The organism is Streptomyces sp. Je 1-369 (assembly GCF_026810505.1).
In the GTDB taxonomy this organism is placed as follows: Bacteria; Actinomycetota; Actinomycetes; order Streptomycetales; family Streptomycetaceae; genus Streptomyces.
This window is the reverse complement of sequence record NZ_CP101750.1, coordinates 5,689,733-5,714,805: the sequence shown is the minus strand read 5'-3', so window position 1 is coordinate 5,714,805 and position 25,073 is coordinate 5,689,733. Positions and strand designations below refer to the sequence as shown.

Below are 25,073 nucleotides of genomic sequence, written 5' to 3'. Positions count from 1 at the left end.
TGCCGGACCCCGATGATCTCCGTCATGCTGACCTCCTACGTACTGGACCAGCGGAGGGGGCCACCATGGCCGACAGCGTGCTCTACGAGGTGCACGACGGACTCGCGACGATCACCATCAACCGTCCCGAGGCGATGAACGCCATGAACACGGAGGCCAAGGTCGCACTGCGGGAGGCCGCGCTCGCGGCCGCGGCGGATGACGCGGTGCGCGCGGTCCTGCTCACCGCGACGGGCCGCGCCTTCTGTGTGGGCCAGGACCTCAAGGAACACATCGGCAGCCTGGCCGCGGACCGCGAGGCGGGCACCGGGCAGACGATGAGCACCGTCCGGGAGCACTACAACCCCATCGTCCGGGCGCTCACCGGCATGCGGAAGCCGGTCGTGGCGGGCGTCAACGGAGTCGCCGCCGGGGCGGGCCTCGGCTTCGCCCTCGCCGCCGACTACCGCGTGGTCGCGGACACCGCCAAGTTCAACACCTCCTTCGCGGGCGTCGCGCTGACCGCCGACTCGGGCGTCTCCTGGACGCTGCCGCGCGTGATCGGCCCGGGCCGCGCCGCGGACCTGCTGCTGTTCCCGCGCAACATCGACGCACGGGAGGCGTACGACCTGGGGATCGCCAACAAGGTCGTCCCCGCGGCCGACCTCGCCACGGAGGCCGCGCAGGTGGCCCGCGCCCTCGCGGACGGCCCGACGCTCGCCTACGCGGCGCTCAAGGAGTCCCTGGCCTACGCGGCGGGCCACTCCCTGGACGAGGCGCTGGACAAGGAGGACGAGCTCCAGGGCAGGGCCGGGGCGTCCGAGGACCACGCGATCGCCGTCCAGGCCTTCATCGCCAAGGAGAAGCCGAAGTACCTGGGGCGCTGACGCAGGTCACCCCGTCACGCCGCCTCGCGGGCCACGCAGTCCGCGAGGTGGTCGTCGACCAGGCCGCAGGCCTGCATCAGCGCGTACGCCGTCGTGGGGCCGACGAAGCGTATGCCGCGCTTCTTGAGCTCCTTGGACAGGGCCGTGGACTCGTCGGTGATCGCGGGCACGTCGGCGAGGGTCCGCGGGACCTCGCGGGTCGCCGGGTCCGGCGCGAAGGACCAGATCAGGGAGTCCAGTTCGCCCTCGGACCAGTCGGCGAGCACGCGCGCGTTGGCGAGGGTCGCGTCGATCTTCGCGCGGTTGCGGATGATCCCCGGGTCGGCGAGGAGCCGCTCGCGGTCCTTGTCGGTGAACTCCGCCACCGAGGCGATCCTGAAGTCGGCGAAGGCCGCGCGGAAGCCCTCGCGGCGGCGCAGGATCGTGATCCAGGAGAGGCCCGACTGGAACGCCTCCAGGCAGAGCCTCTCGTACAGCGCGTCGTCACCGTGGACCGGGCGGCCCCACTCCTCGTCGTGGTACGTCACGTAGTCCTCGGTCGACAGGCCCCACGGGCAGCGGAGACCGCCGTCCGGGCCCGCGACCGCGCCGCTCTCGCCGCTCACTGTTCGTCGCCCTTCTCGTCCCGCACCTTGTCCTGGACGGACCTGCCCTCGACGGACTCGTCCTCGACCGCCCCCGGTTCGTACCCCTCGAAGAGGGCGGGGCCCGCGACCGCGGTGGCCTGCGCGCCGGCCAGGGCGGCCTCCAGCTCGGCGATGCGGGCGTCCCGCTCGGCGAGCTCGGCGCCCAGACGGCCGAGCACGTCGTCCACCTCGCCCATGTGATAGCCCCGCAGGGTCATCGGGAAGCGCACCAGGTCGACGTCGGCCCGGCGCAGCGGGCGGTCCGGGGGCAGCGGGTCGGTGAACCGCTCGGGTGCGGCGTCGGGCAGCGCGCCGCTCTCCCCGCCGCCGATCACGGCCAGGGTCACCGCGCCGACCACCACGAGGAGGGCGATGACCAGGAACAAGAACAAGACCATCTCTTCAGGCCCTCACGCTCGACTGCCCGTGCTCAAACTGTCAGGGTCCGATCGTGCCACGTGGTTCTGACAGTTAAGGTCACAGGCGGCCTAACCGCGACTAGGACCCAGGAGGGCCGCAGGGGATGCTCAGGCTTGGCAGGCGCGAGTTCGACGCGCACGAGCCGGTGATCATGGCGATCGTGAACCGGACCCCGGACTCGTTCTACGACCAGGGGGCCACGTTCCGCGACGAACCGGCGCTCGCGCGCGTGGAGCAGGCCGTGGCCGAGGGTGCCGCGATCATCGACATCGGTGGGGTCAAGGCGGGCCCCGGCGACGAGGTGAGCGCCGAGGAGGAGGCACGCCGCACGGTCGGCTTCGTCGCCGAGGTGCGCAGGCGGTTCCCCGACGTGGTCATCAGCGTCGACACCTGGCGGCACGACGTCGGCGAGGCGGTCTGCGAGGCGGGCGCCGACGTGCTCAACGACGCGTGGGGCGGCGTCGACCCGAAGCTCGCGGAGGTCGCCGCGCGGTACGGGGCGGGCCTGGTCTGCACGCACGCGGGCGGCGCCGAGCCGCGTACGAGGCCGCACCGCGTCACGTACGACGACGTGATGGCGGACATCCTGCGGGTGACGGTCGGCCTGGCCGAGCGCGCGGTGGAGCTGGGTGTGCCCCGCGAGTCCGTGATGATCGACCCGGGGCACGACTTCGGCAAGAACACCCGGCACAGCCTGGAGGCGACCCGCCGCCTCGGCGAGATGACCGACACGGGCTGGCCCGTCCTGGTCTCCCTCTCCAACAAGGACTTCGTCGGCGAGACCCTCGACAAGCCGGTCAAGGAGCGCGTCCTCGGCACCCTCGCGACGACGGCCGTCTCGGCCTGGCTCGGCGCGCAGGTGTACCGCGTGCACGAGGTGGCGGAGACGAAGCAGGTGCTGGACATGGTGGCGACGATTGCGGGGCACAGGCCCCCGGCGGTCGCCCGCCGGGGGCTTGCGTGAACTCCCCTTCGGGGACTCCCGCTTCTACTTCCCGACTTCCTTCGTCACCAAAGAGATCGCCTCTTCCACGTCGTCCGTGACGTGGAAGAGGAGCAGGTCGGCCTCGGAGGCCTTGCCCTGGGCGATGACCGTGTTCTTCAGCCAGTCGATCAGGCCGCCCCAGTACTGCGACCCGAAGAGGACGATCGGGAACCGCGTGACCTTGCGGGTCTGGACGAGGGTGAGCGCTTCGAAGAGCTCGTCCAGGGTGCCGAGGCCGCCGGGCAGGACCACGAAGCCCTGCGCGTACTTCACGAACATCGTCTTGCGGACGAAGAAGTAGCGGAAGTTCACGCCGATGTCGACGTACGGGTTGAGGCCCTGCTCGAAGGGCAGCTCGATGCCCAGGCCGACCGACGTGCCCTTCGCCTCGACGGCACCCTGGTTGGCGGCCTGCATCGCGCCGGGCCCGCCGCCCGTGATCACCGCGAACCCCGCCTCCACGAGCGCCTTGCCGATCTCGACCCCGGCCGCGTACTCCGGAGAACCCTCCCCCGTGCGCGCCGAACCGAACACGCTGATCGCGGGCGGGAGTTCGGCGAGGGTGCCGAAGCCCTCGATGAACTCGGACTGGATGCGCAGCACTCTCCAGGGGTCCGTGTGGACCCATTCGGAGGGTCCGTCGGAGTCGAGGAGACGCTGATCGGTGGTGCCGGCCTGCACCTTGTCCCGCCGGCGCAGCACCGGACCGAGCCGCTGCTCCTCAGGACGCTTCCTGGCACCGGTGTCGCGGGCAGCGCTCTCGGCGCTTTTCTCGGGATGGCCCATCGTCTGCTCCCTCCATGCGTACGTGACTGCGTACGTGACTCACAGCGTAGATCTACGCGGGTTACGTCCGAGGGACCTCCACGCATCCCTACATGGTCAGCCAGGACCGCAGCCTCTCCTCCGCCACCGGGATCAGCGACGCCTCGACGCGCTCGTCGATCTTGTGCGCGAGCAGCGGGTTGCCGGGGCTGTAGTTCACCGCGGGCACGCCGAGCGCGCTGAAGCGGGAGACGTCCGTCCAGCCGAACTTGGGGCGCGCCTCGCCGCCGACGGCCGCCATGAACGCCGCGGCGGCCGGGTGGGTGAGGCCGGGGCGTGCCGCGCCCGTGTGGTCGTCGACGATGAACTCGTCGACGCCGCAGTCCGCGAAGTAGTCGCGGACAAAGGCGAGGGCCTCTTCCTCGCTGCGGTCGGGGGCATAGCGAAAGTTGACGGTGACGGTGCACTCGTCGGGGATGACGTTCGTGGCGACGCCGCCCTCGATGCGGACGGCGTTGAGGCCCTCGTGGAACTCCAGGCCCTCCACGACCGGCTTGCGCGGCTCGTACGCGGCGAGCTTCTGGAGGATCGGGGTGGCCGCGTGGATCGCGTTGGAGCCCATCCACGCGCGTGCGGAGTGCGCCCGTACGCCCGTGGTCTTCAACAGGACCCGCAGGGTGCCCTGGCAGCCGCCCTCGACCTGTCCGTCGGTGGGTTCGAGGAGGACGGCGAAGTCACCGGCCAGCCAGTCGGGGTGGGCCTCGGCGACGTGTCCGAGGCCGTTGAGGTGGGCGGCCACTTCTTCGTTGTCGTAGAAGACGAAGGTGAGGTCGCGGTTGGGCTCGGTCACGGTCTGCGCGATGCGCAGCTGGACGGCGACGCCCGACTTCATGTCACAGGTGCCGCAGCCCCACAGGACGCCGTCCTCGTCGAGGCGGGAGGGCACGTTGTCCGCGATCGGCACGGTGTCGATGTGCCCGGCGAGGATGACGCGCTCCGCGCGGCCGAGGTCCGTGCGGGCCACCACGTTGTTGCCGTGCCGGTCGACGGTGAGGTGCGGCAGGGCGCGCAGGGCCGTCTCGATGGCGTCGGCGAGCGCCTTCTCCTCGCCGCTCGGGGACGGGAAATCGACCAGTCGCGCGGTCAGCTCCGCGGCGTCGAGCGTGAGGTCAAGCGGTGTGTGAGGCATGCCGTCGACCCTAAGCCAGCGGTCGCGTGGGCCTGTCGGTGGACTCCAGTACCTTGGACGCGTGCCTGAGCCCCCCACCCTCGTCCGGCGCGGCCGTCTCCTCCGTAGCGGGGCCGCGGCCGCCGTGCTGCTCGCCGTCGTCGGCTATGTGGCGTTGCAGTACGTGTACGGGGGGAAGCCCGAGCCGCGGTGCACGGTGGTGTCGGGGAAGGGCGACGGCGCTTCGTACACGTTCACGGCCGAGCAGGCGGAGAACGCCGCGACGGTCGCCGCGGCGGGCACCTCGCGCGGGATGCCGGAGCGCGCGGTGACCATCGCGCTCGCCACCGCGCTCCAGGAGTCGGGGCTGCGCAACATCACGCATGGGGACAGGGACTCGCTCGGCCTCTTCCAGCAGCGCCCCTCGCAGGGCTGGGGCAACGAGCGGCGGATCATGGACCCGGCGTACTCGGCGGGCCGCTTCTACGAGCACCTGGCCGAGGTTCCGGGCTATTCGCGGCTGCCCCTCACGGTCGCCGCGCAGCGGGTGCAGCTCAGCGGCTTTCCGCAGGCGTACGCCAAGCACGAGCCGGACGCCGCGCTGCTCGCCGCCGCGCTCACGGGCCGCGCGCCCGCCACGTTCAGCTGCGAGGGGCGGCCGGACCCGGACCCCGGCGGCCCCGCGCAGGTGCGGGCCGCCCTGGCCCGCGACTTCGGCCGCGAGGTGCGCCCCGGCGCGGTCCGGGGGCGCACGGTGACGGTGCCGGTGCCCGCCCCCGTGGCCACCGGCCGGGCCCCGCAGCGCGGCTGGGAACTGGCGCACTGGGCCGTGGCGCACTCCTCGGCGCTGCACATCGAGCGGGTGGCGTACGGCGGGCGGGAGTGGCATGCCGGAGGCGGCGGGACGTGGCGCGCGGTGGGCCGCGGGGCGGCGGAAGGTGGGACCGCGGGGCCGGAGGGGGCCGTCGGCGAGGTCCGGATCGTGACCGGTCAGTAGTACGACGGGTCCCTCGATGGGGGCATGCCGAGTGCTACGGACCGACACCCTGTCCGACTTTCCCGCGCACGCCGTGCCGAAACCCGAGATCCCTTGAGATCACTAGGGATTAAGGATTCTGCAGCGAAACGGCCCGTACGCTCTTTGCCCGTTTTTATCCGCAGCCGATAATGCGACGCATTGCCAACTCTTTACGTTGGCGCAGCGAAACCTTCGCGGACTTCGAGCGGTAGTCACTGCGTCCGAACGCCGGAAGCCGTCCGGTGGGACGCCGGACCCGAACCGGCCGGACACCCCAACGTTCTCCCGTCTGAAGGAGCATCATGTCCCTCCCCCTGACCCGCCGGATCGCCCGTGCCGCGCTGCTCAGCGCCGCGGGTGCAGCTTCCGTGGTCGGTGCGGCCGGCTCCGCGAGCGCCGTTGACCTGCCGGCCGCCCCCGACCTGGGCGGCGTGTCCACGCTGGACGGCGACGGCCTCGGCAACACCGTCGACGATGCGGCTCAGAACGTCAGCAACCTCGCCGGTGACACCGGCAGCAAGGCCGTGAAGAAGTCCGTCCCGACCGCGGGCAAGGCCGTGGGCCGCGTCGGCAAGACGGCCACCCCCGTCGCCCAGCGGGCCGCCGGTGACGTCGCGGGCGGTGCGGGCAAGGCGCTCGGCGAGACCACCGAATCGGCGACCGGCGGCGGTCTGCCCACCGACTCGCTGACCAAGGGCGCCCTCCCCGGCGACCAGCTGCCGGTCAAGAGCCTCCCCCTCGGCTGATCACCCGGCACACACGAAGGGCCCGGAGCCACTGGCTCCGGGCCCTTCGCCGTGCGTACGGCACCTGGTTCAGCCCAGGCGCTCCACCGCCGCGGCGACGCGCTCGTCCGTCGCCGTCAGGGCGACGCGCACGAAGCGGTCGCCCGCCGGGCCGTAGAAGTCGCCGGGCGCGACCAGGATGCCCAGCTCCGCGAGGTGGCCCACGGTGTCCCAGCAGGACTCGTCGCGGGTGGCCCACAGGTACAGGCTCGCCTCGCTGTGCTCGATCCGGAAGCCGTGCCGCACCAGGGCGTCGCGCAGCGCGGTGCGCCGGACGACGTACCGCTCGCGCTGCACGCGCACGTGCTCGTCGTCGCCGAGCGCCGCCACGACGGCCGCCTGGGTCGGCGCGGAGGTCATCATGCCGCCGTGCTTGCGGATCTGCAGCAGGTCCCCGAGGACGGCCGCGTCACCGGCGATGAACGCCGCACGGTAGCCCGCCAGGTTGGACCGCTTGGAGAGCGAGTGGACGGCGACGATCCCGTCGTACGAACCACCGCACACGTCCGGGTGCAGCACCGACACCGGTTCGGCCTCCCAGCCGAGCTCCAGGTAGCACTCGTCGCTGACCAGCAGCACGCCGTGCTCGCGCGCCCACGCGACGGTCCGGATCAGCTCGTCCTTCGACAGGACGCGTCCGGTCGGGTTGGACGGCGAGTTGAGCCAGAGCAGCTTGAGGTGCGTCGGGTCGAGCGCCGTCGGGTCGTCGTAGGCGACGTACTCGGCGCGGGCCAGGCGCGCGCCCACCTCGTACGTCGGGTAGGCGAGGCGCGGGTAGGCCACCACGTCGCCCGGGCCGAGGCCCAGCTGCGTCGGGAGCCAGGCCACCAGCTCCTTGGAGCCGACGACCGGCAGCACGTTCCGGTGCGTGAAGCCACGGGCGCCGAGCCGCCGCTCGCACCAGCCGGTGAGCGCGTCACGCAGCTCCGGCGTGCCCCAGACCGTCGGATAGCCCGGCGAGTCCGCGGCCGCGATCAGCGCTTTCTGGATCAGCTCGGGGACCGGGTCCACGGGGGTGCCCACCGACAGGTCGACGATGCCGCCGGGGTGGGCGGCCGCCGTGGCCTTGTACGGCTCGAGCTTGTCCCAGGGGAAGGTGGGAAGCCGGTCGGAGACTGCGGACACGTGGTGACTCCCGTGCTGGTACTGGTCGTTGCAAACGCCTCGGTCCCGTGCGGCGAAGATGCCGTACGGGACCGGGGCGACGCTCGGGCTGCCGCTGTTTACTGGTTCTGCGGCGGCAGGGCGGCGATGAAGGTGTGGTCGCGCTCGATCAGGCCGAGCTTGCTCGCGCCACCGGGCGAACCGAGCTCGTCGAAGAACTCGACGTTCGCCTTGTAGTAGTCCTTCCACTCCTCAGGAGTGTCGTCCTCGTAGAAGATCGCCTCGACCGGGCAGACCGGTTCGCAGGCTCCGCAGTCGACGCATTCGTCCGGGTGGATGTACAAGGACCGGGAGCCCTCGTAAATGCAGTCGACCGGGCACTCCTCGATGCACGCCTTGTCCTTGACGTCGACACAAGGCTGCGCGATGACGTAGGTCACGCTGTCGTTCCTCCTCGATACGGGCGTTGGCGGGCCGTCCTCAGGCTCCGCTCGCCTGGCGCGCGGGAGCGCGGCGTCGTCGATGCCCACCCCTAGTATCTCCGTTCCCGGGCATGATCCGAACAGGAGGGGCTGACAGAGCTGTGGAATTCGCTGCCGGTGGACGACTCGAGGTCCGCATTACCCCTGCTGACGTGGGCAAACGCGTCTCGGTACGACGCTTGAGCGACGCTTTGATCTCGGGTGAGAAGTTCACCGACACGGTGGGCGTTCTCGCATCGTGGAACGAAGGTGTGGTGCTCATCACACGCCGGACCGGCGAAATCGTCCGCATCCCGGAAGGGTCCCTGGTCGCGGGCAAGGTCGTGCCGGCCGCGCCCGCGCGCAGAAGGGGCCCCTCCGCCTCGTACGAGGAACTGGCGCGCGTCTCCGCCCGCGCCTGGCAGCCGGTGGAGAGCGAGCGCCTCGGCGACTGGGAGCTGCGGTCGGCGGCCGGGTTCACGCGGCGCGCCAACTCCGTCCTGCCGCTGGGCGATCCCGGACGGCCGCTGGACGAGGCGCTGTCGTACGTCCGCGAGTGGTACGCGGCCCGCGGCCTGCCGCCCTACGTACAGACCGCGACCGGCGCCGAAGGCACCCAGGAGCTGCTCTGCGCCGGCTTGGCGGAGCACGGTTGGAAGCGCGAGGTCAGCGCGCGGCTGCACGTCGGTGGTCTCGCTCCCGTCGCCGACCTGGACGCGGACACCGACCGGGTGACGCTGTCCCGGACCTTCGACGAGCCGTGGCTGCGGCGGTACAAGCGGTTCGGGGTTCCCGGCCCGCATGTGCTCGAGGTGCTGGCGGGCGGGCCCTCGGTATGGTTCGCTTCCGTGCCCGGGAGCGGTGACGCTCCGGCCGCCATCGGGCGGTGCGTCGTCGACGGGCGCTGGGCGGGCTTCATGGCGGTCGAGGTGGCCCCGGAGCACCGTCGCGAGGGGCTCGCCACCGCGGTGATGACCGCGCTGTCCCGGCAGGCCCTGTCCGAGGGCGCTTCGGCGGCCTGGCTGCAGGTCGAGGACGAAAACGACGGCGCGCGGGCACTGTACGACGGAATGGGTTTCGCCGCACACCACGCCTACCACCACTACCGGTACGGCCCCGCCTGAGCGGGCGGCACAACGGCAGAGCACGGCACGGAAACAGCGCCCGGCGAGGGCAGACACGAGGCACGTATGCACGCGGAGTCCGGCGAATGGCGGCGGCGGTTCACCGAGGAGGCACGGTCGGAGCGGCCCGGTCTCGCGCCGCTGTGCCTGCTGATCGGTGCCGAGGCGGACCCTTCCCTCGACGAGGCGGGGATCGACGCGGCGGAGATCGAGCTCGACCGTCTCGCGGGCCTGCTGCCGTTCCGTCCCGGCGGGCCCCGCGCGTGGGCGGTCGCGATGGCCGAACTCCTCGGTGAACAGTGCGGGTTCGAGGGGACACCGGGCGACTACCAGCGCCTCGACTCCTCTCTCCTGCACCAGGTCCTCAAGCGCCGCAGGGGGCTGCCGATCCTGCTCTCCGTGGTGTGGATGGAGGTGGCGCGGCGTGCGGGCGCCCCGGTGTACGGGGTGGCGCTGCCGGGCCACTTCGTCGTCGGCTTCGGGCCCAAGGACGACCAGATACTCGCCGACCCGTTCGACGGCGGGCGGCTGCTGACCGGCGCCGACGCGGAGCTCCTGGTGGCGGGTACGGCGGGCACGGGCATCCAGCCGTCGATGCTGACGCCCGCCGATCCGCTGAACATCGTGCAGCGCATCCTCAACAACATCCGCGCCTGGGCGGCCGCCAGGCCCGAGCGCTCCGACGTCGCGCTGTGGGCCCTCGAGCTGTCGCTGCTGCTGCCCGCCCATCCGGCGCGGCTGCGTTACGAGAGGGCGCAACTCCTCGTGCAGCGGGGTGACTTCCTCGGGGGCGCGGCGGAGCTCGACGCCTACGCGGATGTGGTGACGACGGTGGAGCCGACGACGGCGGAGCGGGTCCGTCAGCAGGCGCGGGCCGCTCGGGCGATGCTGAACTGACCTCCGGGGGGGGCGCGCGGTCTCGCCCGGGGGCACGTATCGATCGAGGCGACCGGGCACGAGGGACGTATGCACCCCCGACCCCCCGGAACCACCGAGTGGCGGCGGCTGTTCGCGGCCGAGGCCGGGTCACCGCGGCCCGACCTGTCGCTGCTGTGCCTGCTGATCGGCACCGAGGCGGACCCCTCCCTCGACGAGACGGACATCGACGCCGCACGGCGCATGCTCGACCGGCTGGCGGAACAGATCGCGCCCGGCCACCGGTCCGGCCGGTCCCGCGACCCCCTGGCCTGGGCCGTGGCCCTCAACGAGCTCCTCGGCCAGGGCTTCGGGTTCAAGGGCAGACCCGGCGACTACCAGCGTCTTGACTCCTCCCTCCTGCACCAGGTCCTGCGGCGCCGCAGAGGGCTGCCGATCCTGCTCTCCGTGGTGTGGATGGAGGTGGCGCGGCGGGCCGGTGCCCCCGTCCACGGCGTGGCGCTGCCCGGGCACTTCGTCGTCGGCTTCGGCCCGCCGGAGGAGCGTGTGCTCGCCGATCCGTTCGGCGGCGGGCGGCTCCTGACCGGCATGGACGTGGAGCTCCTGGTCGCCGCGGCCACGGGGACGCCGCTCGCGCCGTCGATGCTGGGCGTCGCGGAGCCGCTGGACATCGTGGCGCGCGTCCTCAACAACATCCGCGTCTGGGCCGCGTCCCGCCCCGAGCGCTCCGACGTATCGCTCTGGGCGGTCGACCTCTGCCTGCTGCTGCCCTCGCCGTCGCCGCTTCTGCACTACGAACGGGCCCAACTCCTCGTACAGAAAGGGGAGTTCCAGGCGGGCGCGCGGGAGCTCGACACCTACGCCGAGGAGGTCGCCGCCCTGGACCCGGCGACGGCCGACCGGGCGCGGCGGCAGGCGCAGGGGGCGCGGGCGATGCTGAACTGACCGCCCCAGGGTGATGACACAGACCCTAGAGCCAGCCCTTGTCCCTGGCGGCCTTGACCGCCTCCGCGCGGTTGCGGACCGCGAGCTTCTGGATCGCCGTCGAGAGGTAGTTGCGGACCGTGCCCCGGGAGAGGTGCAGGGCGGTGGCGAGTTCGGCGTTGGTGGCGCCGTCGGCCGCCGCGCGCAGCACCTCGCGCTCGCGGTCGGTCAGCGGGTTCGCACCGCCCGCGAGGGCGGCCGCCGCCAGCGTGGGGTCGATGACCCGCTCCCCCGCGAGCACTTTGCGCACCGCCGCCGCGAGCTGCGCCGCGGGCGCGTCCTTGACCAGGAAGGCGTCGGCGCCTGCCTCCATGGCGCTGCGAAGATAGCCGGGGCGGCCGAAGGTGGTGAGTACGACCACCTTCAACGCGGGGAGCGCGGCGTGGAGTTCGGCGGCGGCCTCGATGCCCGTCTGTCCCGGCATCTCGATGTCGAGCAGCGCCACGTCCACGGCGTGTTCCCGGGCCGCCGCGAGCACCTCGTCGCCGCGCGCCACCTGGGCGACGACCTCGATGTCCGGTTCGAGGCCGAGCAGCGCCGCGAGGGCCTCACGGACCATGGCCTGGTCCTCGGCCAGCAGGATCCTGATCATAAGGGGGATCCTACGGTGGCCCTCGCCAGGGGTACGCGGACCGCGAGGCGGAACCCGCGGCGGTCCGCGGGACCCGTGTCCAGAGCCCCGCCGACCGCCTCCACGCGCTCGGTGAGCCCCGTCAGGCCGTTGCCCGCCCCCGCACCGGAGGCGCCCACTCCGTCGTCCTCCACGGTGAGTTCGAGGAGCCGTCCCGCGAGCGTCTGCCGCGCCGTGAACGCCACCGTGCAGCGCCGGGCCCCGCTGTGCCGTACGACATTGGTGACCGCCTCCCGCAGCGCCCAGGCGAGCGCCGCCTCCGCCTCCTCGCCCGGCAGCTCGGCGGGCGGCTCCTCCGGCACCACGGCCTCGACGCCCGCGGCGGTGAGCGCCGTGCGGGCGCCCGCGAGTTCACCGGCGAGGGTGCGCCGCCGGTAGCCGGAGACCGCCTCGCGCACGTCCACCAGGGCCTGGCGGCTGACCTGTTCGATGTCGGCGACCTGCTGGGCGGCCTTGTCGGGGTGGGTGGGGAGCATGCGCCCGGCGAGCTCGCTCTTGAGTGTGATCAGGGAGAGCGAGTGGCCGAGCAGGTCGTGCAGGTCCCTGGCGAGCCGCAGCCGCTCCTCGTTGGCGGCGAGTTGCGCGACGGTCGCGCGGGCCTGGCGGAGCTGGACCGTCGTACGGATCAGCTCGCGTACGCCGGACATCGCGAAGCCCACCAGGAGCGTGATCACTCCGAGGTTGGTGACCAGGTCGCCGAGTCCGTCGTCGCGCAGGCCGACCAGGATCATCAGGAGCGTGACCGCGGGGATGACCCCGAGCGCGTACCGCACCGGCAGGACGGCGCCCGCGGAGACCGACACGTACACGAAGAGTCCGAGCCAGTGGTCGCCGAGGCTGAACGCGAGGACCACGGCGAGGCCCACGAGCAGCGCGAAGCAGGCGATGACGGCGCGCCACCTGAGGATCCTGGTGGTGTAGCGGAAGACGAGGGTCAGATAGCAGGCCACGAAGAGCGCGAGGCCGAGCGAGCCGAGGACGGTGGCGAGGGTCGCGTGGTGTCCGTCGGCCAGGTCCTTGACCGGGGCGCTCAGGAACACCAGCCAGACACCGATCCAGGCGGACTTCGTCAGGAGCTGGCGGCGGCCCTGCGGCGGGCGTCCGAACGTGTAGACCGGGTGGAGTTCGCTGCCCTCAGCGTCTGTCGTGTTCACGCCTTCAGTGTGTCCTTCCGGTACAGCCATGCCGCGCCGCCCGCGAAGAGGAGGAAGTAGGCGACCAGGAGCGTGATGTCCTTCGCGTGCGGCGCCTCGCCCAGTTCGATGGCCTGCCCGAGGGCAGCGTACGCGTGGGTGGGCAGCCAGGACGCGGTCTCCCGCAGCCAGTGCGGGAACGTCGTGACGGGCATCCACAGGCCGCCGAGGATGGAGAGCCCGAAGTAGATGATCATCGTGATGGGGCGTACGGCGTCGCCGGTCGCGAGGTAGCCGATGGCCACGCCGAGCGCGGCGAAGCAGAGGCTGCCCGCCCAGATCGCGCCGGTCAGCGCCGCCCACTGCCAGGCGTCGAAGCGGACGTCCTTGAAGACCGCCGCGACCGCGAAGACCACGACGATGGACGGCAGGCTGACCACGGCGGCGCTCGCGGTCTTCGCGAGGACGTAGCCGCGGCCCGGCAGGGACGTCAGGCGCAGCTGCCGCACCCAGCCGCTCTCGCGCTCCTTGGCGATGCGCTCGCTGTTGCCCATGAGTACGGCGGTCAGGGCGCCGAAGGACGCCATCGAGACCATCATGAACGCGGGGACGGACAGACCGGTCCCGGGAACCTTGTCGGCGCCGTCCTGGCTGCCCGCGATGATCACGAAGAGCACCGACGGGTAGATGACGGAGAAGAAGAGGAACTTGCGGTTGCGCAGGGCGCGGGTGATCTCGAGCTTGATCAGGCTGTTCATCGGGTCCTGGCCTCCTCGGCCTCGGTGATCGCCACGAAGGCCTGCTCCAGGCCGAGCCCGGCGACTTCGAGGTTGCGGGGGTAGACGCCGAGTCCGTACAGCGCGTGGACCGTGGCGTCGGCGTCCGTCGACTGGGCGCGGACGGTGTGGCCCGCGATGTCGAGCGTGGTCAGGAAGGGCAGCGCGCGCAGCCGCTCCGTGAGCGCCGCGTCGATCCGCTCCAGGTCGAAGGCGACCTTGCGGGCGCCCGCCGTGGCCTTGATCTCGGCGGCGGTGCCGTCCGCGAGGAGGCGGCCGCGGTGCAGGACCAGGACGCGGTCGGCGATCGCGTCGGCCTCCTCCAGGTAGTGCGTGGCGAAGAGGACCGCGCGGCCCCGGTCGGCCTGCTCACGCATGGTGGCCCAGAACGCCTGGCGGGCGGTGACGTCCATGCCGGTGGTCGGCTCGTCGAGCACGATCAGGTCGTGGGGGCCCGCGGTGGCGAGCGCGAAGCGGACGCGCTGTTCCTGGCCGCCGGAGAGCTTGTCGACCTTGCGGTCCGCGATCTTCGTGATGTCCGCGTGGGCGAGCACGTCGTTCACGCGGTACGGCCTGGGGTGCAGGTCGCAGGCGAGGGTGACCAGTTCGCGTACGGTCACCTCGCCCATCAGGCCGCCGCTCTGCAGCATGGCGCCGACCCGGCCCGCGGTGATCGCCTCGCGCGGCTCGGTGCCGAGGACCCGTACCGTGCCGCTGTCCGGCCTGCGCAGGCCGAGGAGCAGGTCGAGGGTTGTGGACTTGCCCGCGCCGTTCGGGCCGAGGAGCGCCACGGTCTCGCCGGGGCGGAGGGTGAGGGTCAGGCCGTCGACGGCGCGGACGTCGCCGAAGCTCTTGGTCACCTGCTCGAAGCTCACCACGTCTGCGACGGGCGGTGCTGTGGTCGTCGTCATGCCGACCATCGTCACAAAAGCGCTGGTCACGGCGGCAGTGTCGAATGTGCCGACTCCGGCATGACAGATGTCATGCCGGAGTCGGTGACGCGGGTGCCGCGGGTTACGCGGGTTACGCGGGCGAAGTCAGCTCGCGTTCGTCTCGATGACCCCGATGCGGTCCGCGGGCGTCTTGCCGGTCAGCGCCTTGCCCATCGCCTGGGCCACGTCGGTCGGCTGGACCGGCGTCTTGGAGCCGTTGCCGCGCTGGATCAGCACGCCGTCGAAGACGTTGCCGTACAGCTTCTTGAGCTCTTCGAGGTTGTAGTGCACCTGGAGGGTGCCGTCCTTGAGTGCCTTCGTCTCGAGGATCTTCGGCAGCGACCTCTCCGGGCCGAAGGGGATCGACTTGGCGCCCGCCTTGATGGTGACGTTGGCGGACATCGCCGGCTTGGCGAACGTGGTCATGAACTTGTCGACCTCGGCCTTGGCGATCGTCGGCTTGCGCGTCGTGACCGGCACCTGGACCGTGCCCGCGCTGCCCGTCTCGACCTGCTTCTCGTACGCCTCGGCGACCGCCTTGGTCGACGCCTGCGGGTCGATGCCCTTGCCGACCTTGCCGTAGACCGGAACGGCCTTGCCGGGCACGAACTTGACCGTGCCCTCCTGCGCCGTACCTGAGCCGCCCGCGGCGCGCTCCAGGGCGGCCGCCAGCTTCTCCTCGTCCACGGGCATGACGGGCTCGACGACCCGCTGGCCGCCGAAGAGCGAGCCGATCACCGAGACGGGGTTGTAGTCGCTGCCCGCGGCCTCGCGGACGGTGGCCTGGCTGTCCAGGGTCAGGCCCGCCTGGTCCGGCTTGAGGCTGACGGTGTCGCCGTCGACCGACAGCTTCAGCGGCTTGGTGACGCGCTCGTCGAGCGCCGCGTCGAGCTTCTGGACGGCCTCGTCGCGGGTGCCGCCGCCGATGTCGACGCCGAGCACGGTGGTGCCCTTCGGGACGTCGGCGTGGTTCATCAGCAGGCCCGCGCCGTACGCGCCGCAGCCCACGACCACGGCGGCGGCCACGAGGAGGACCAGCTTGTTGCGGCCCTTCTTCTTTTTCGCCTTCGCCTTCGCCTTCGGGGCGGGCGCGGCCGGCGGCACGTCCGAGCGGACCGGCTCGGGCAGCTTCGGCGGGGTGTGCGGCACCGGCCCGTCACCCTGCGGACCCGGCCCGAACGGCGAGTTGTCCTGCACGGGCGGTACGACGGGGATGCCGCTGGTGAGGGTCTCACCGGAGACGTTGGAGCCCGGCGCGGGGGCTCCGGGGCCACCGGGCGCACCCGGTCCGCCGGGTCCGCCGGGTCCGCGCGGCGGCGAGACCGGGCCGGACTTCTGCGGCGTGAGGATCGCGGTGTCGTCGCTCATGGCGCCGGAACGGGGCGGCCGGGGGCCGGAGTTCGCGGGACCACCGGGGGCGCCGGGACCACCGGGCGCGCCCGGTCCCGAGGGGCGGCCCTGTGCCGGGTTCGGGGGCACCAGCGGGCTGTCACCCGTGACGGGGCCGCCGGTAGGCCCGGACGGGGGCCGGGAGTCCCCGGGGCCCTCGTTGAAGTAGGGCAGGTCGCCGCGGTGCGGGTCGCCCTGCGGGGCGCCCGTGCCGAGAGGGCCCGACGCCACGGCGCCGGACACGTCGAAGGAGCCGGTACCCGTACCGGAACCGGAACCGGGACCACCCGTACCGGAACCACCTGTCCCGCTTCCGCTCTCGCTCCGCGGCGGCTTGCGCGGCGCGAACCAGTCGCTCGTCTTCTCCTCGGCCGAGGCGGAGGGAGCACCGCTCTCACCGGAACCGGAGGCGGCCGGAGCGCCGGGAGCACCCGGAGCACCGGGAACTCCAGAGGCACCGGAGCCACCGGGAACGCCGGGCGGACCGGGCTCGGCACCGTCGCCGAAGCCACCGTCGCCACGTCCACCGTCGCCACGTCCACCGTCACCACCGCGCCCGCCGTCGCCACGGCCGCCGTCCAGCGGCACGGACTCCCCGCGCGGACCCTCGTCCCCGACGGGCGTGCGCATGACGACCGGCGGGATGGGCCGCGAGCCGGGGATGTTGATCCGGATGCGGGTGGTCAGCGTGGTCTGGGTCTCGGGCTCGTCGGGCCGCTCGTCGGCGGCCTGCCGCCGCGCTCCGTCCCTGCCGCCGTCGGCGGCAGCACCTTGCGCCGGGGAGCCGTACGGCGGCGTCCCCGAGGGGTAGGCGGCTCCACCGCGCCCCTGGGGCCCGGAGGACGAACTGTCAGTTTCACGACTCAAGGCAGGTTCTCCTGGTTGACTCCGCCGCCCGTCTCGACCTCATCCGGGGTCCCCCCGGCCGGAGGTTGGGGGAGGCTCGGCGGCCGCACCACCATACTGGCCGCCGTCGGCACTCATCCCGTGACCGGCGTCAAACCCGTGCGCGACACGGGGCGAAGTGGTACGTCACTTGCCAAGTCGGGCGGCGGGCGCGGTCGGTTGCGGTCCCTGCCCGAGCGTGGCACACATCACAGCGACGGCCATTCCGCCGAGCAGATAGCCGTACGAGCCGATCCCCGCGCCGAAGAGGAAGTCGCCCTCGGGTCTGGTGGCGGTGAGCAGCATGACCGCGACCAGCCAGCCGGCCGCGGGCGCAACGGCCCCCGCCCTGGTGCCGATCGCCCGCGACCCGCCGTAGAAGAGACCGGCGGCGCCGAGGAGCGCGAGCAGCAACCCGGCCGGGAAGAAGCCGCCTTGGACGAGCGATCCGGCGACGCCGACGACGGCGCCGAGGACGAAGAGGAGGGCATAGGCGGCGAACCGGCCCGGTCTCAGGGGCTGCGTCAGGAAGTTGCCTCCGGCTCCGGCTCCGGCGGCCGCGGCGCCGGACTTCGGTCCGGACCCCGCCCCCGGAGGCGTGGGCGGCTTGGAGGCCCCGGAACCGGCCCCCGACGACGCACGGGAACGCGTACTCACAGCGCGGTCACCTCAGTCATGTCCGTCACCCTTTCGAGTCCCGCGAACAGATCCGTCTCGCGGGACGTTCCCTCTGCCGACACTTCTCCCCGCACCAGCTCGTAGTACTCCACATCGAAGATCGGCTGCGCGAGTTCGTTGGAGAGGATGAAGAGCGGCCCGCTCACCGTGATCTGGGTGACGTGCGCCGCCATCGCCGCCGCCTTGGCCGCCTTGTAGGGACGGCCGTCGATCTCGGTGGTGATCCGTTCGTCGTCCGTGACGCCGGGCACGTCCGCGACGGCGGCGGGCGTGCCGAACGGCGAGTGCCGCAGCGCGCCGGACATCCAGTCGAAGCGCTCCTCGACCACGGACCGCGGGGCGCGGTTCCAGTAGATCTTGTCGATCGTGTGGGGCCGGGGCGCGCCGGGGCCGGCGTGGAAGGCCGGGTCGGCGGCGAGGTCGGCCGCGCGCATGGCGACGCGGTGCGCCTGGATGTGGTCGGGGTGGCCGTAGCCCCCGTCGGGGTCGTACGTCACGAGGACCTGGGGGCGCACGTCGCGGATCACGGCGACGAGGTGGCCGGCGGCCTCGTCGAGGTCCGCCGACCAGAAGGCGCCGGGGCGGCCGTTCTGCTCGACGCCCATCATCCCGGAGTCGCGGTAGCGCCCGGGGCCGCCGAGGAAGCGGTGGTCGGTGACGCCCACTTCCTTCATGGCGGCCGCGAGCTCCCCGACGCGGTGGGCACCGAGGGAGTCGTCCCGGTCGGCGGCGAGGTGGGCGAGCCCGGCCGGGATGATCTCGCCCTCCTCGCCCAGGGTGCAGGTCACCAGGGTGACCTGGGCACCCTCGGCCGCGTACTTGGCCATGGTCGCGCCGGTGGTGATCGACTCGTCGTCGGGGTGCGCGTGCACGAGCAGCAGGCGCCGGGCGGGCAGTTCCGTCATGGGACCACCCTACGAGCCCGCGTCAGAACTTGATGTCCCCGATCATGCCCGCCACGTTCGTCGTCAGCTCGTTGATGGTCGGGGCGACGGACGAGCTCGCCAGGTAGAAGCCGAGCAGCGTGCAGACGACCGCGTGCCCCGCCTTCAGTCCTGACTTCTTGACCAACAGGAAGACGATGATCGCCAGCAGCACCACCGCCGAAATCGAGAGTGCCACGGCGGTCACCTCCAACTCGTTGTCGTACCCCAGTGCGGACGTCAGCAGGTTCATACCCACCAAGCGCTACGGATCATAACTATCCGTGCGGACGCATGAGTCGGAGCACGGCAGCACAGGGGGGCGCATGAGCCATAGGCTCAGGGGATGACCACCGAGAACCCCGGAATTCCCAGGCCCGACGAGAGCCAGGCGCAGCGGCTCTCCTTCCCGCGTCAGCACGCCCGCACCCAGCGCTTCACCCTCGGCGCTCCCCGTGCGTTCACGGTGGCGCCGGATGGTTCACGCGTTGTTTTCCTGCGCTCCACCGACGGCACCGACCGGGCGAATAGGTTGTGGGTCCTTGACGTGTCGGACGGCGGCGCCGAGCGGGTCGCCGCCGATCCGCACGTGCTTCTCGGCGGCGCCGCCGAGAAGTTGTCCGCGGCGGAGCGCGCACGGCGCGAGCGCAGCCGTGAGGGCGGTGCGGGCATCGTGGGCTACGCGACGGACGCCGCCGTGGAACTGGCCGCGTTCGCCCTGTCGGGCCGCCTGTTCACGGCGGAGCTGCGCGCGGGCACGGCGCGCGAACTGCCGGTGCCGGGACCGGTGATCGACCCGCGTCCCTCGCCGGACGGGCGCCATGTGGCCTACGTGGCGCGGGGCGCCCTGCGCGTGACGGGCGCCGACGGGGAGGGCGACCGGGCCCTCGCGGAGCCGGAGACGGGCCAGGAGGCCACGGTCACGTACGGGCTCGCCGAGTTCATCGCGGCGGAGGAGATGCACCGTTCACGGGGCTTCTGGTGGTCGCCGGACTCGCGTCGGCTGCTCGTCGCGCGGGTGGACGACGCCCCGGTGCAGCGGTGGTGGATCGCGGATCCCGCGCACCCGGACCGGGCGCCGGAGCAGGTCGCGTACCCGGCCGCGGGCACGCCCAACGCGGAGGTCGGCCTGTGGGTGCTCGGCCTTGACGGGTCGCGGACCGAGGTGGTCTGGGACCGCGCCCGCTTCCCGTATCTGGCGCGTGTGCACTGGTCGGCGGATGGCGCGCCGCTGCTGTTGGTGCAATCCCGCGACCAGGGGAGCCAGCTGTATCTGGCGGTGGATCCGGACAGCGGTGCCACGCGGATGGTGCACGCGGAAGAGGATCCGGAATGGCTTGAACTTTTCCCTGGTGTGCCGTGCTGGTCGCCCAGCGGGAAGCTGGTGCGGATCGCGGACGAGGGCGGCGCGCGCGTCCTGGCGTGGGGGGAACGGCCGCTGACCGGAGCCCAGTTGCACGTGCGTGCGGTGCTCGACGTCACCGAGGAGGACATCCTCCTCTCGGCGTCCGCGGGCGCGGCGGCGGCCGACCCGGAGACCGGTGAGATCCATGTGTACCGGGTCAACGAGCTGGGGGTGGAGCGCGTCTCGCAGGAGCCGGGCGTCCACTCGGCCGTCCGTGCGGGCGGCCTCACGGTCCTGGTGTCCGCCACGCTCGACCGCCCCGGCGCGCAGGTGCAGGTGTTGCGTGAGGGCAAGCAGGTGGCGGTCATCGCCTCACACGCCCAGCGCCCGGGGCTCACTCCGCGCGTGACGCTCACCGAGGGGGGCACGCGGAAGATCCCGTGCGCCGTCCTGCTCCCCACGGATTACAAGGAGACGGACGGCCCTCTTCCGGTACTGCTAGATCCGTACGGCGGCCCGCACGGCCAGCGCGTGCAGCGTGCGCACAACATCTTCCTGACCTCGCAGTGGTTCGCCGACCAGGGCTTCGCGGTGCTCGTCGCGGACGGCCGCGGCACCCCCGGCCGCTCCCCCGGCTGGGAGAAGTCGATCAAGAACGACAAGACCCTCACCCTTGAGGACCAGGTCGACGCCCTGCACGCGCTCGCCGAGCGGTTCCCGTTCGACCTGAACCGGGTGGCGATCCGCGGCTGGTCCTACGGCGGCTACCTCGCCGGCATGGCCGCGCTGCGCCGCCCCGACGTGTTCCACGCGGCGGTGGTCGGCGCCCCGGTCACGGACCTGCGGCTCTACGACACCCACTACGAGGAGCGGTACCTGGGTGATCCGAACCGGACCCCGGAGACGTACCGGTACAACTCCCTGATCTGCGACGACGGTCTCGTGGAGGCGGCCGAGCCGCACCGCCCGATGCTCATCGTGCACGGCCTGGCCGACGACAACGTGGTGGTGGCGCACTCCCTGCGGCTGTCCTCCGCGCTGCTCGCCGCGGGCCGCCCGCACGAGGTCCTGCCGCTCTCCGGGGTCACGCACATGACCCCGCAGGAGCAGGTCGCGGAGAATCTGCTCCTGCTCCAGGTGGACTTCCTGAAGCGCTCCCTCGGACTGCCCAGGGAGTAGGCGTCCCGGGCCCCGCCCGTTACGGCACGACCTGCTTCTCCTCGGCGAAGTGGCAGGCCGAGTCGTGCGCGGCGGGGCTGTCGTCGAGCCGGAACTCCGCCGGTACGGCCAGCAGCGGCACCTCAAGGGCGCACCGCTCCCGCGCCTTCCAGCAGCGGGTGCGGAAGCGGCAGCCGGAGGGCGGGTTGGCGGGCGAGGGCACGTCTCCGGAGAGGATGATCCGCTCGCGGTGCTCGCGCGCCTCGGGGTCGGGAACGGGCACGGCGGAGAGCAGCGCCTGGGTGTAGGGGTGCGTGGGGTGTTCGTAGATCTCGGCGTCCGTGCCGATCTCGACGATCCGTCCGAGGTACATCACACCGACCCGGTCGGAGATGTGCCGCACGATCGACAGGTCGTGGGCGATGAAGACGTAGCTGAGGTCGAACTCGTTCTGGAGCTTGTCCAGGAGGTTGATGACCTGCGCCTGGACGGAGACGTCGAGGGCGGAGACCGGCTCGTCGGCGACGATCACCTCGGGCCGCAGCGCCAGGCCGCGCGCGATGCCGATGCGCTGGCGCTGGCCGCCGGAGAACTGGTGCGGGTAGCGGTTGATGTACTCGGGGTTGAGCCCGACCACGTCGAGCAGCTCCTGCACCTTCCGGCGGCGCGAGCCCTTCGGGGCGACCTCGGAGTGGATCTCGTACGGCTCTCCGATGATGTCGCCGACCGTCATGCGGGGGTTCAGCGAGGTGTACGGGTCCTGGAACACCATCTGGATGTTGCGGCGCACCGCCTTGAGGGCGCGGCCGGAGAGCTTGGTGATGTCCTCGCCCTTGTAGCGGATCTCGCCCGCCGTCGGCCGTTCCAGGTTGACCAGCATCTTCGCGACCGTCGACTTGCCGCAGCCGGACTCCCCGACGATGCCGAGGGTCTCGCCGTGTCCGAGGTCGAAGTCGACGCCGTCCACGGCCTTGACCGCGCCGACCTGCTTGCGGAAGACGATGCCCTGGGTCAGTGGGTAGTGCTTGACGAGGCCGCGGACCTGGAGGATCGGCTCGCGTCCGGCGGGCGTGCCGACGTCGGCGGGCTCAACGTGTCGCATCGAGCGTCTCCTTCCAGAAGTGGCAGGCGCTCCTGCGGTCGGCGGTCAGTCCCTCGTACGTCACCCGGGCGAGCGGCGGTTCGTCGGTGCGGCAGATGTCCTGGGCCATGGGGCAGCGGGGGTGGAAGGCGCAGCCGGGCGGGATGTTCATGAGGTTCGGGGGCAGGCCCTTGATCGCGTACAGCTCCTGGCCCTTCTGGTCCAGGCGCGGGATGGATTCGAGGAGACCGCGGGTGTAGGGGTGGGCGGGTGCCCGGTAGATCTCGTGGACGGGGGCGCGTTCGACGATGCGGCCCGCGTACATGACGGCGATGGTGTCGGCGACGTCCGCGACGACGCCGAGGTCGTGGGTGATGAGGATCAGGCCCATGTTCATCTCGCGCTGGAGCTCGGCGAGGAGGTCCATGACCTGGGCCTGGACGGTGACGTCGAGGGCGGTGGTGGGTTCGTCGGCGATGATCAGCGAGGGTTCGAGCGCCATCGCCATGGCGATCATGATGCGCTGGCGCATGCCGCCGCTGAACTGGTGCGGGTACTGCCCGACGCGCTCCCTGGCGGCCGGGATGCGGACCCGGTCCATCAGCTCGACGGCCTTGGCCTTGGCGTCCTTCCTGGACATGCCCTTGTGGACGACGTACATCTCGCCGAGCTGTTCGCCGACGCTGAGCACCGGGTTCAGGGACGACAGCGCGTCCTGGAAGATCATCGCCATCCCGGCGCCGCGGACCTTGCGCCGCTCGTCCTCCCTGAGCTTCAGCAGGTCCCGCCCCCGGAAGAGGATCTCCCCGGAGGTGATCTTCCCGGGCGGGGTGTCGAGGATGCCCATGACGGCCTGGGCGGTGACGGACTTGCCGGAGCCCGACTCGCCGAGGACGGCGAGGGTTTCGCCCGCGTCGACGCTGTAGTCGACTCCGTTGACGGCTCTGGCGATGCCGTCCCTGGTGCGGAACTCGACGTGCAGGTCCCGCACTTCGAGCAGCTTGGACGCCGCGGGCGCGCCGGACGGAGCTGCCTCGGATGCCACGGTTGCCATGGGCGCCTACCTCAGCTTCGGGTCGAGGGCGTCGCGCACCGCGTCGCCGAGCATGATGAACGCGAGGACGGTGATCGCGAGGGCTCCTGCGGGCCAGAGCAGCATGTGCGGGGCGTTGCGGATGTACTGGGAGGCGGCCGAGATGTCGATGCCCCAGCTGACGGTCGGCGGCTTCAGACCGACGCCGAGGTAGGAGAGCGTGGCCTCCAGGGCGATGTACGTGCCGAGCGCGATGGTCGCCACGACGATGACGGGGGCGACGGCGTTCGGGGTGATGTGGCGGAGCAGCATCCGCGAGTTGGAGGCGCCGAGGGCGCGCGCCGCCTGGACGTAGTCGTTCTGTTTGGCGGTGATGACGGAGCCTCGGGCGATGCGGGAGATCTGCGGCCAGCCGAGCAGCACCATGAAGCCGATCACCGGCCAGACGGTGGAGCTGGTGACCACCGACAGGAGGACCAGGCCGCCGAGGACGACGGGGATGGCGAAGAAGATGTCGGTGATGCGGGAGAGGACCGCGTCCCACGCCCCGCCGAAGAACCCGGCGAGCCCGCCGAGGACACTGCCGATGAGCGCGACGCCGAGGGTGGCGCACACGCCGACGGTGACGGAGACGCGGGTGCCGTACACGACCCGGGTGTAGACGTCGCAGCCCTGCTCGTTGAAGCCGAAGGGGTGCCCGGGGGCCGAGCTCTTCTGCGCGTTGGAGAGGTCGCAGTCGAGCGGGTTGCGGGAGGCGATGAGGGAGGGCCACAGGGAGATGACGACGAGGAACAGGATGATGAGGCCCGAGATGATGAAGACGGGGTTGCGCCGCAGGTCCCGCCAGGCGTCGGACCAGAGGCTGCGTGCGGGGGCCGCCGGCCCGCCCCCGGGTCCGCCCGGCGTCTTCTCCAGGGAGGTCGCCTCGCTGGTGGCGAGGTCCATCGCCCCGCCCATGCCCGTAGCGGCGATCGCGCGCTCCGGCTCCTGCGGTTCAGGCATAGCGGATCCTCGGGTCGAGTACGGCGTACAGGAGGTCGACGATGAGGTTGGCCACCAGGAAGACCAGGACGAGGACGGTCACGAAGCCGACGACGGTCTGGGTGCTCTGGCGGAGGATCCCCTGGTAGAGCTGGAAGCCGACGCCGTGGATGTTGAAGATCCGCTCGGTGACGATCGCGCCGCCCATCAGCGCGCCCACGTCGGTGCCGATGAAGGTGACGACGGGGATGAGGGAGTTGCGCAGCAGGTGCCGGGTGATGACGCGGCGGCGCGGGAGGCCCTTGGCGACGGCGGTGCGGACGTAGTCGGCGCGCCGGTTCTCCGCGATGGAGGTGCGGGTCAGGCGGGTGACGTAGGCGAGGGAGACGGAGGCGAGCACGAGTCCCGGGATCAGCAGTTCGTCGAAGGGCGCCTCGCTGGATACGGAGGGTTTGATGACGCCCCACTCCACGCCGAGCAGCAGTTGCAGGACGAGCCCGGTGACGAAGGTGGGGATGGAGATGACGACGAGGGTGAGGAGCAGCACCACGGTGTCGATGGGGCGCCCGCGCCGCAGGCCGGTCAGGACGCCCAGCGAGATGCCGATGACGATCTCGAAGACGATCGCGACGACGGTGAGGCGGATGGTGACGGGGAAGGCCGCCGACATCAGCTCGGTGACCTTCTGGCCGTTGAACGCGGTGCCGAAGTCGCCGGTGAAGACGTTGCCCATGTACGTCAGGTACTGCTGCCACACCGGCTTATCGAGGCCGAACTCCTTCTTCAGCTGGGTGGCCGTGGCGGGGTCGCACTTGCGGTCGCCACAGAGGCCCGCGACGGGGTCGCCCATCACGTTCACCATCAGGAAGATCAGCAGCGTGGCGCCGATGAAGACCGGGATCATCTGCAGCAGACGCCGGATCACATAACGTCCCATGGGGCGGCT

At 71.8% G+C, this 25,073-nt stretch carries 26 protein-coding genes; 8 read left to right on the top strand and 18 right to left on the bottom strand.

What is annotated here, in order from left to right; genetic code table 11:
• The first annotated feature begins 65 nt into the window (after positions 1-65).
• Positions 66-866 (top strand): enoyl-CoA hydratase/isomerase family protein, encoded by an 801-nt coding sequence (locus NOO62_RS26190; protein ID WP_268773301.1) that lies wholly within the window; start codon positions 66-68, stop codon positions 864-866.
• 14 nt (positions 867-880) lie between these two features.
• Here NOO62_RS26190 and NOO62_RS26185 read toward each other — a convergent pair whose 3' ends face one another.
• Complete coding sequence (locus NOO62_RS26185) at positions 881-1,471, bottom strand: DNA-3-methyladenine glycosylase I (protein WP_268773300.1); 591 nt, start codon at positions 1,469-1,471, stop codon at positions 881-883.
• The gene (locus NOO62_RS26180) at positions 1,468-1,890 is read right to left on the bottom strand and encodes a DivIVA domain-containing protein (protein WP_268773299.1); all 423 of its coding nucleotides are present in this window, start codon (positions 1,888-1,890) and stop codon (positions 1,468-1,470) included. The genes NOO62_RS26185 and NOO62_RS26180 overlap by 4 nt, the downstream gene beginning before the upstream one ends.
• A 125-nt stretch (positions 1,891-2,015) precedes the next feature.
• Between NOO62_RS26180 and folP the strand changes: the two genes are divergently transcribed.
• Positions 2,016-2,876, top strand: a complete 861-nt coding sequence (gene folP / locus NOO62_RS26175) for a dihydropteroate synthase (protein ID WP_268773298.1) — start codon at positions 2,016-2,018, stop codon at positions 2,874-2,876.
• 24 nt (positions 2,877-2,900) lie between these two features.
• Here folP and NOO62_RS26170 read toward each other — a convergent pair whose 3' ends face one another.
• Complete coding sequence (locus NOO62_RS26170; protein ID WP_268773297.1) at positions 2,901-3,683, bottom strand: TIGR00730 family Rossman fold protein; 783 nt, start codon at positions 3,681-3,683, stop codon at positions 2,901-2,903.
• A gap of 88 nt (positions 3,684-3,771) precedes the next feature.
• On the bottom strand, positions 3,772-4,851 hold the full coding sequence (gene dapE, locus NOO62_RS26165; protein WP_268773296.1) for a succinyl-diaminopimelate desuccinylase: 1,080 nt from the start codon (positions 4,849-4,851) through the stop codon (positions 3,772-3,774).
• A gap of 61 nt (positions 4,852-4,912) precedes the next feature.
• Here dapE and NOO62_RS26160 point away from each other — a divergent pair, with 61 nt between their 5' ends.
• The gene (locus NOO62_RS26160) at positions 4,913-5,827 is read left to right on the top strand and encodes a heavy metal transporter (RefSeq protein WP_268773295.1); all 915 of its coding nucleotides are present in this window, start codon (positions 4,913-4,915) and stop codon (positions 5,825-5,827) included.
• Between the two features lie 323 nt (positions 5,828-6,150).
• A complete protein-coding gene (locus NOO62_RS26155; protein WP_268773294.1) occupies positions 6,151-6,594 on the top strand; it encodes an ATP-binding protein in 444 nt (147 codons plus the stop codon).
• 69 nt (positions 6,595-6,663) lie between these two features.
• Here the strand turns inward: NOO62_RS26155 and NOO62_RS26150 are convergent, their stop codons facing one another.
• Entirely contained in the window at positions 6,664-7,758 is a 1,095-nt protein-coding gene (locus NOO62_RS26150; protein ID WP_268773293.1) for a bifunctional succinyldiaminopimelate transaminase/glutamate-prephenate aminotransferase, read from the bottom strand.
• A gap of 98 nt (positions 7,759-7,856) precedes the next feature.
• Positions 7,857-8,177: a ferredoxin gene (gene fdxA, locus NOO62_RS26145; RefSeq protein WP_266870550.1), complete on the bottom strand. Its 321-nt coding sequence runs from the start codon at positions 8,175-8,177 to the stop codon at positions 7,857-7,859.
• A gap of 143 nt (positions 8,178-8,320) precedes the next feature.
• On the opposite strand from fdxA, the gene NOO62_RS26140 reads away from it, so the two are divergent.
• From NOO62_RS26140 to NOO62_RS26130, 3 genes are all read left to right on the top strand, one after another.
• Entirely contained in the window at positions 8,321-9,322 is a 1,002-nt protein-coding gene (locus NOO62_RS26140) for a GNAT family N-acetyltransferase (protein ID WP_268773292.1), read from the top strand.
• A 66-nt stretch (positions 9,323-9,388) separates the two neighbouring features.
• The gene (locus NOO62_RS26135) at positions 9,389-10,219 is read left to right on the top strand and encodes a transglutaminase-like domain-containing protein (protein WP_268773291.1); all 831 of its coding nucleotides are present in this window, start codon (positions 9,389-9,391) and stop codon (positions 10,217-10,219) included.
• A 69-nt stretch (positions 10,220-10,288) separates the two neighbouring features.
• The gene (locus NOO62_RS26130) at positions 10,289-11,143 is read left to right on the top strand and encodes a transglutaminase-like domain-containing protein (protein WP_268773290.1); all 855 of its coding nucleotides are present in this window, start codon (positions 10,289-10,291) and stop codon (positions 11,141-11,143) included.
• Between the two features lie 25 nt (positions 11,144-11,168).
• On the opposite strand, the gene NOO62_RS26125 is transcribed toward NOO62_RS26130, so the two are convergent.
• The 8 genes from NOO62_RS26125 to NOO62_RS26090 all read right to left on the bottom strand — a co-directional run bounded on the left by NOO62_RS26125 (position 11,169) and on the right by NOO62_RS26090 (position 18,728).
• Positions 11,169-11,774 (bottom strand): response regulator, encoded by a 606-nt coding sequence (locus NOO62_RS26125; protein WP_414930885.1) that lies wholly within the window; start codon positions 11,772-11,774, stop codon positions 11,169-11,171.
• Positions 11,771-12,967 carry a sensor histidine kinase gene (locus NOO62_RS26120; RefSeq protein WP_268773289.1) on the bottom strand — a complete coding sequence of 399 codons (1,197 nt, stop codon included), beginning with the start codon at positions 12,965-12,967 and terminating at the stop codon, positions 11,771-11,773. Before NOO62_RS26120 ends, NOO62_RS26125 begins: the two co-directional genes overlap by 4 nt.
• Positions 12,964-13,704: an ABC transporter permease gene (locus NOO62_RS26115; RefSeq protein ID WP_268773288.1), complete on the bottom strand. Its 741-nt coding sequence runs from the start codon at positions 13,702-13,704 to the stop codon at positions 12,964-12,966. Before NOO62_RS26115 ends, NOO62_RS26120 begins: the two co-directional genes overlap by 4 nt.
• Positions 13,701-14,642: an ABC transporter ATP-binding protein gene (locus NOO62_RS26110; RefSeq protein WP_414931017.1), complete on the bottom strand. Its 942-nt coding sequence runs from the start codon at positions 14,640-14,642 to the stop codon at positions 13,701-13,703. The genes NOO62_RS26115 and NOO62_RS26110 overlap by 4 nt, the downstream gene beginning before the upstream one ends.
• Positions 14,643-14,759: 117 nt before the next feature.
• Positions 14,760-16,910: a hypothetical protein gene (locus NOO62_RS26105; protein WP_268773287.1), complete on the bottom strand. Its 2,151-nt coding sequence runs from the start codon at positions 16,908-16,910 to the stop codon at positions 14,760-14,762.
• Positions 16,911-17,075: 165 nt separating this feature from the next.
• Entirely contained in the window at positions 17,076-17,456 is a 381-nt protein-coding gene (locus tag NOO62_RS26100) for a DUF6113 family protein (protein ID WP_268775779.1), read from the bottom strand.
• Between the two features lie 125 nt (positions 17,457-17,581).
• A complete protein-coding gene (gene mshB / locus NOO62_RS26095) occupies positions 17,582-18,511 on the bottom strand; it encodes an N-acetyl-1-D-myo-inositol-2-amino-2-deoxy-alpha-D-glucopyranoside deacetylase (protein WP_268773286.1) in 930 nt (309 codons plus the stop codon).
• A gap of 22 nt (positions 18,512-18,533) precedes the next feature.
• Positions 18,534-18,728, bottom strand: a complete 195-nt coding sequence (locus tag NOO62_RS26090; protein WP_055569071.1) for a hypothetical protein — start codon at positions 18,726-18,728, stop codon at positions 18,534-18,536.
• A 147-nt stretch (positions 18,729-18,875) separates the two neighbouring features.
• Between NOO62_RS26090 and NOO62_RS26085 the strand changes: the two genes are divergently transcribed.
• The gene (locus tag NOO62_RS26085; RefSeq protein WP_268773285.1) at positions 18,876-21,053 is read left to right on the top strand and encodes a prolyl oligopeptidase family serine peptidase; all 2,178 of its coding nucleotides are present in this window, start codon (positions 18,876-18,878) and stop codon (positions 21,051-21,053) included.
• A gap of 19 nt (positions 21,054-21,072) precedes the next feature.
• Here NOO62_RS26085 and NOO62_RS26080 read toward each other — a convergent pair whose 3' ends face one another.
• Genes NOO62_RS26080 through NOO62_RS26065 form a run of 4 tightly spaced genes read right to left on the bottom strand, consistent with a single transcriptional unit; the run spans position 21,073 to position 25,064 of the window.
• The gene (locus NOO62_RS26080) at positions 21,073-22,134 is read right to left on the bottom strand and encodes an ABC transporter ATP-binding protein (protein WP_268773284.1); all 1,062 of its coding nucleotides are present in this window, start codon (positions 22,132-22,134) and stop codon (positions 21,073-21,075) included.
• Positions 22,121-23,167, bottom strand: a complete 1,047-nt coding sequence (locus tag NOO62_RS26075) for an ABC transporter ATP-binding protein (protein WP_268773283.1) — start codon at positions 23,165-23,167, stop codon at positions 22,121-22,123. The genes NOO62_RS26080 and NOO62_RS26075 overlap by 14 nt, the downstream gene beginning before the upstream one ends.
• Positions 23,168-23,173: 6 nt before the next feature.
• On the bottom strand, positions 23,174-24,148 hold the full coding sequence (locus NOO62_RS26070) for an ABC transporter permease (RefSeq protein ID WP_268773282.1): 975 nt from the start codon (positions 24,146-24,148) through the stop codon (positions 23,174-23,176).
• Positions 24,141-25,064 carry an ABC transporter permease gene (locus tag NOO62_RS26065; protein WP_268773281.1) on the bottom strand — a complete coding sequence of 308 codons (924 nt, stop codon included), beginning with the start codon at positions 25,062-25,064 and terminating at the stop codon, positions 24,141-24,143. The genes NOO62_RS26070 and NOO62_RS26065 overlap by 8 nt, the downstream gene beginning before the upstream one ends.
• Positions 25,065-25,073: the final 9 nt, after the last annotated feature.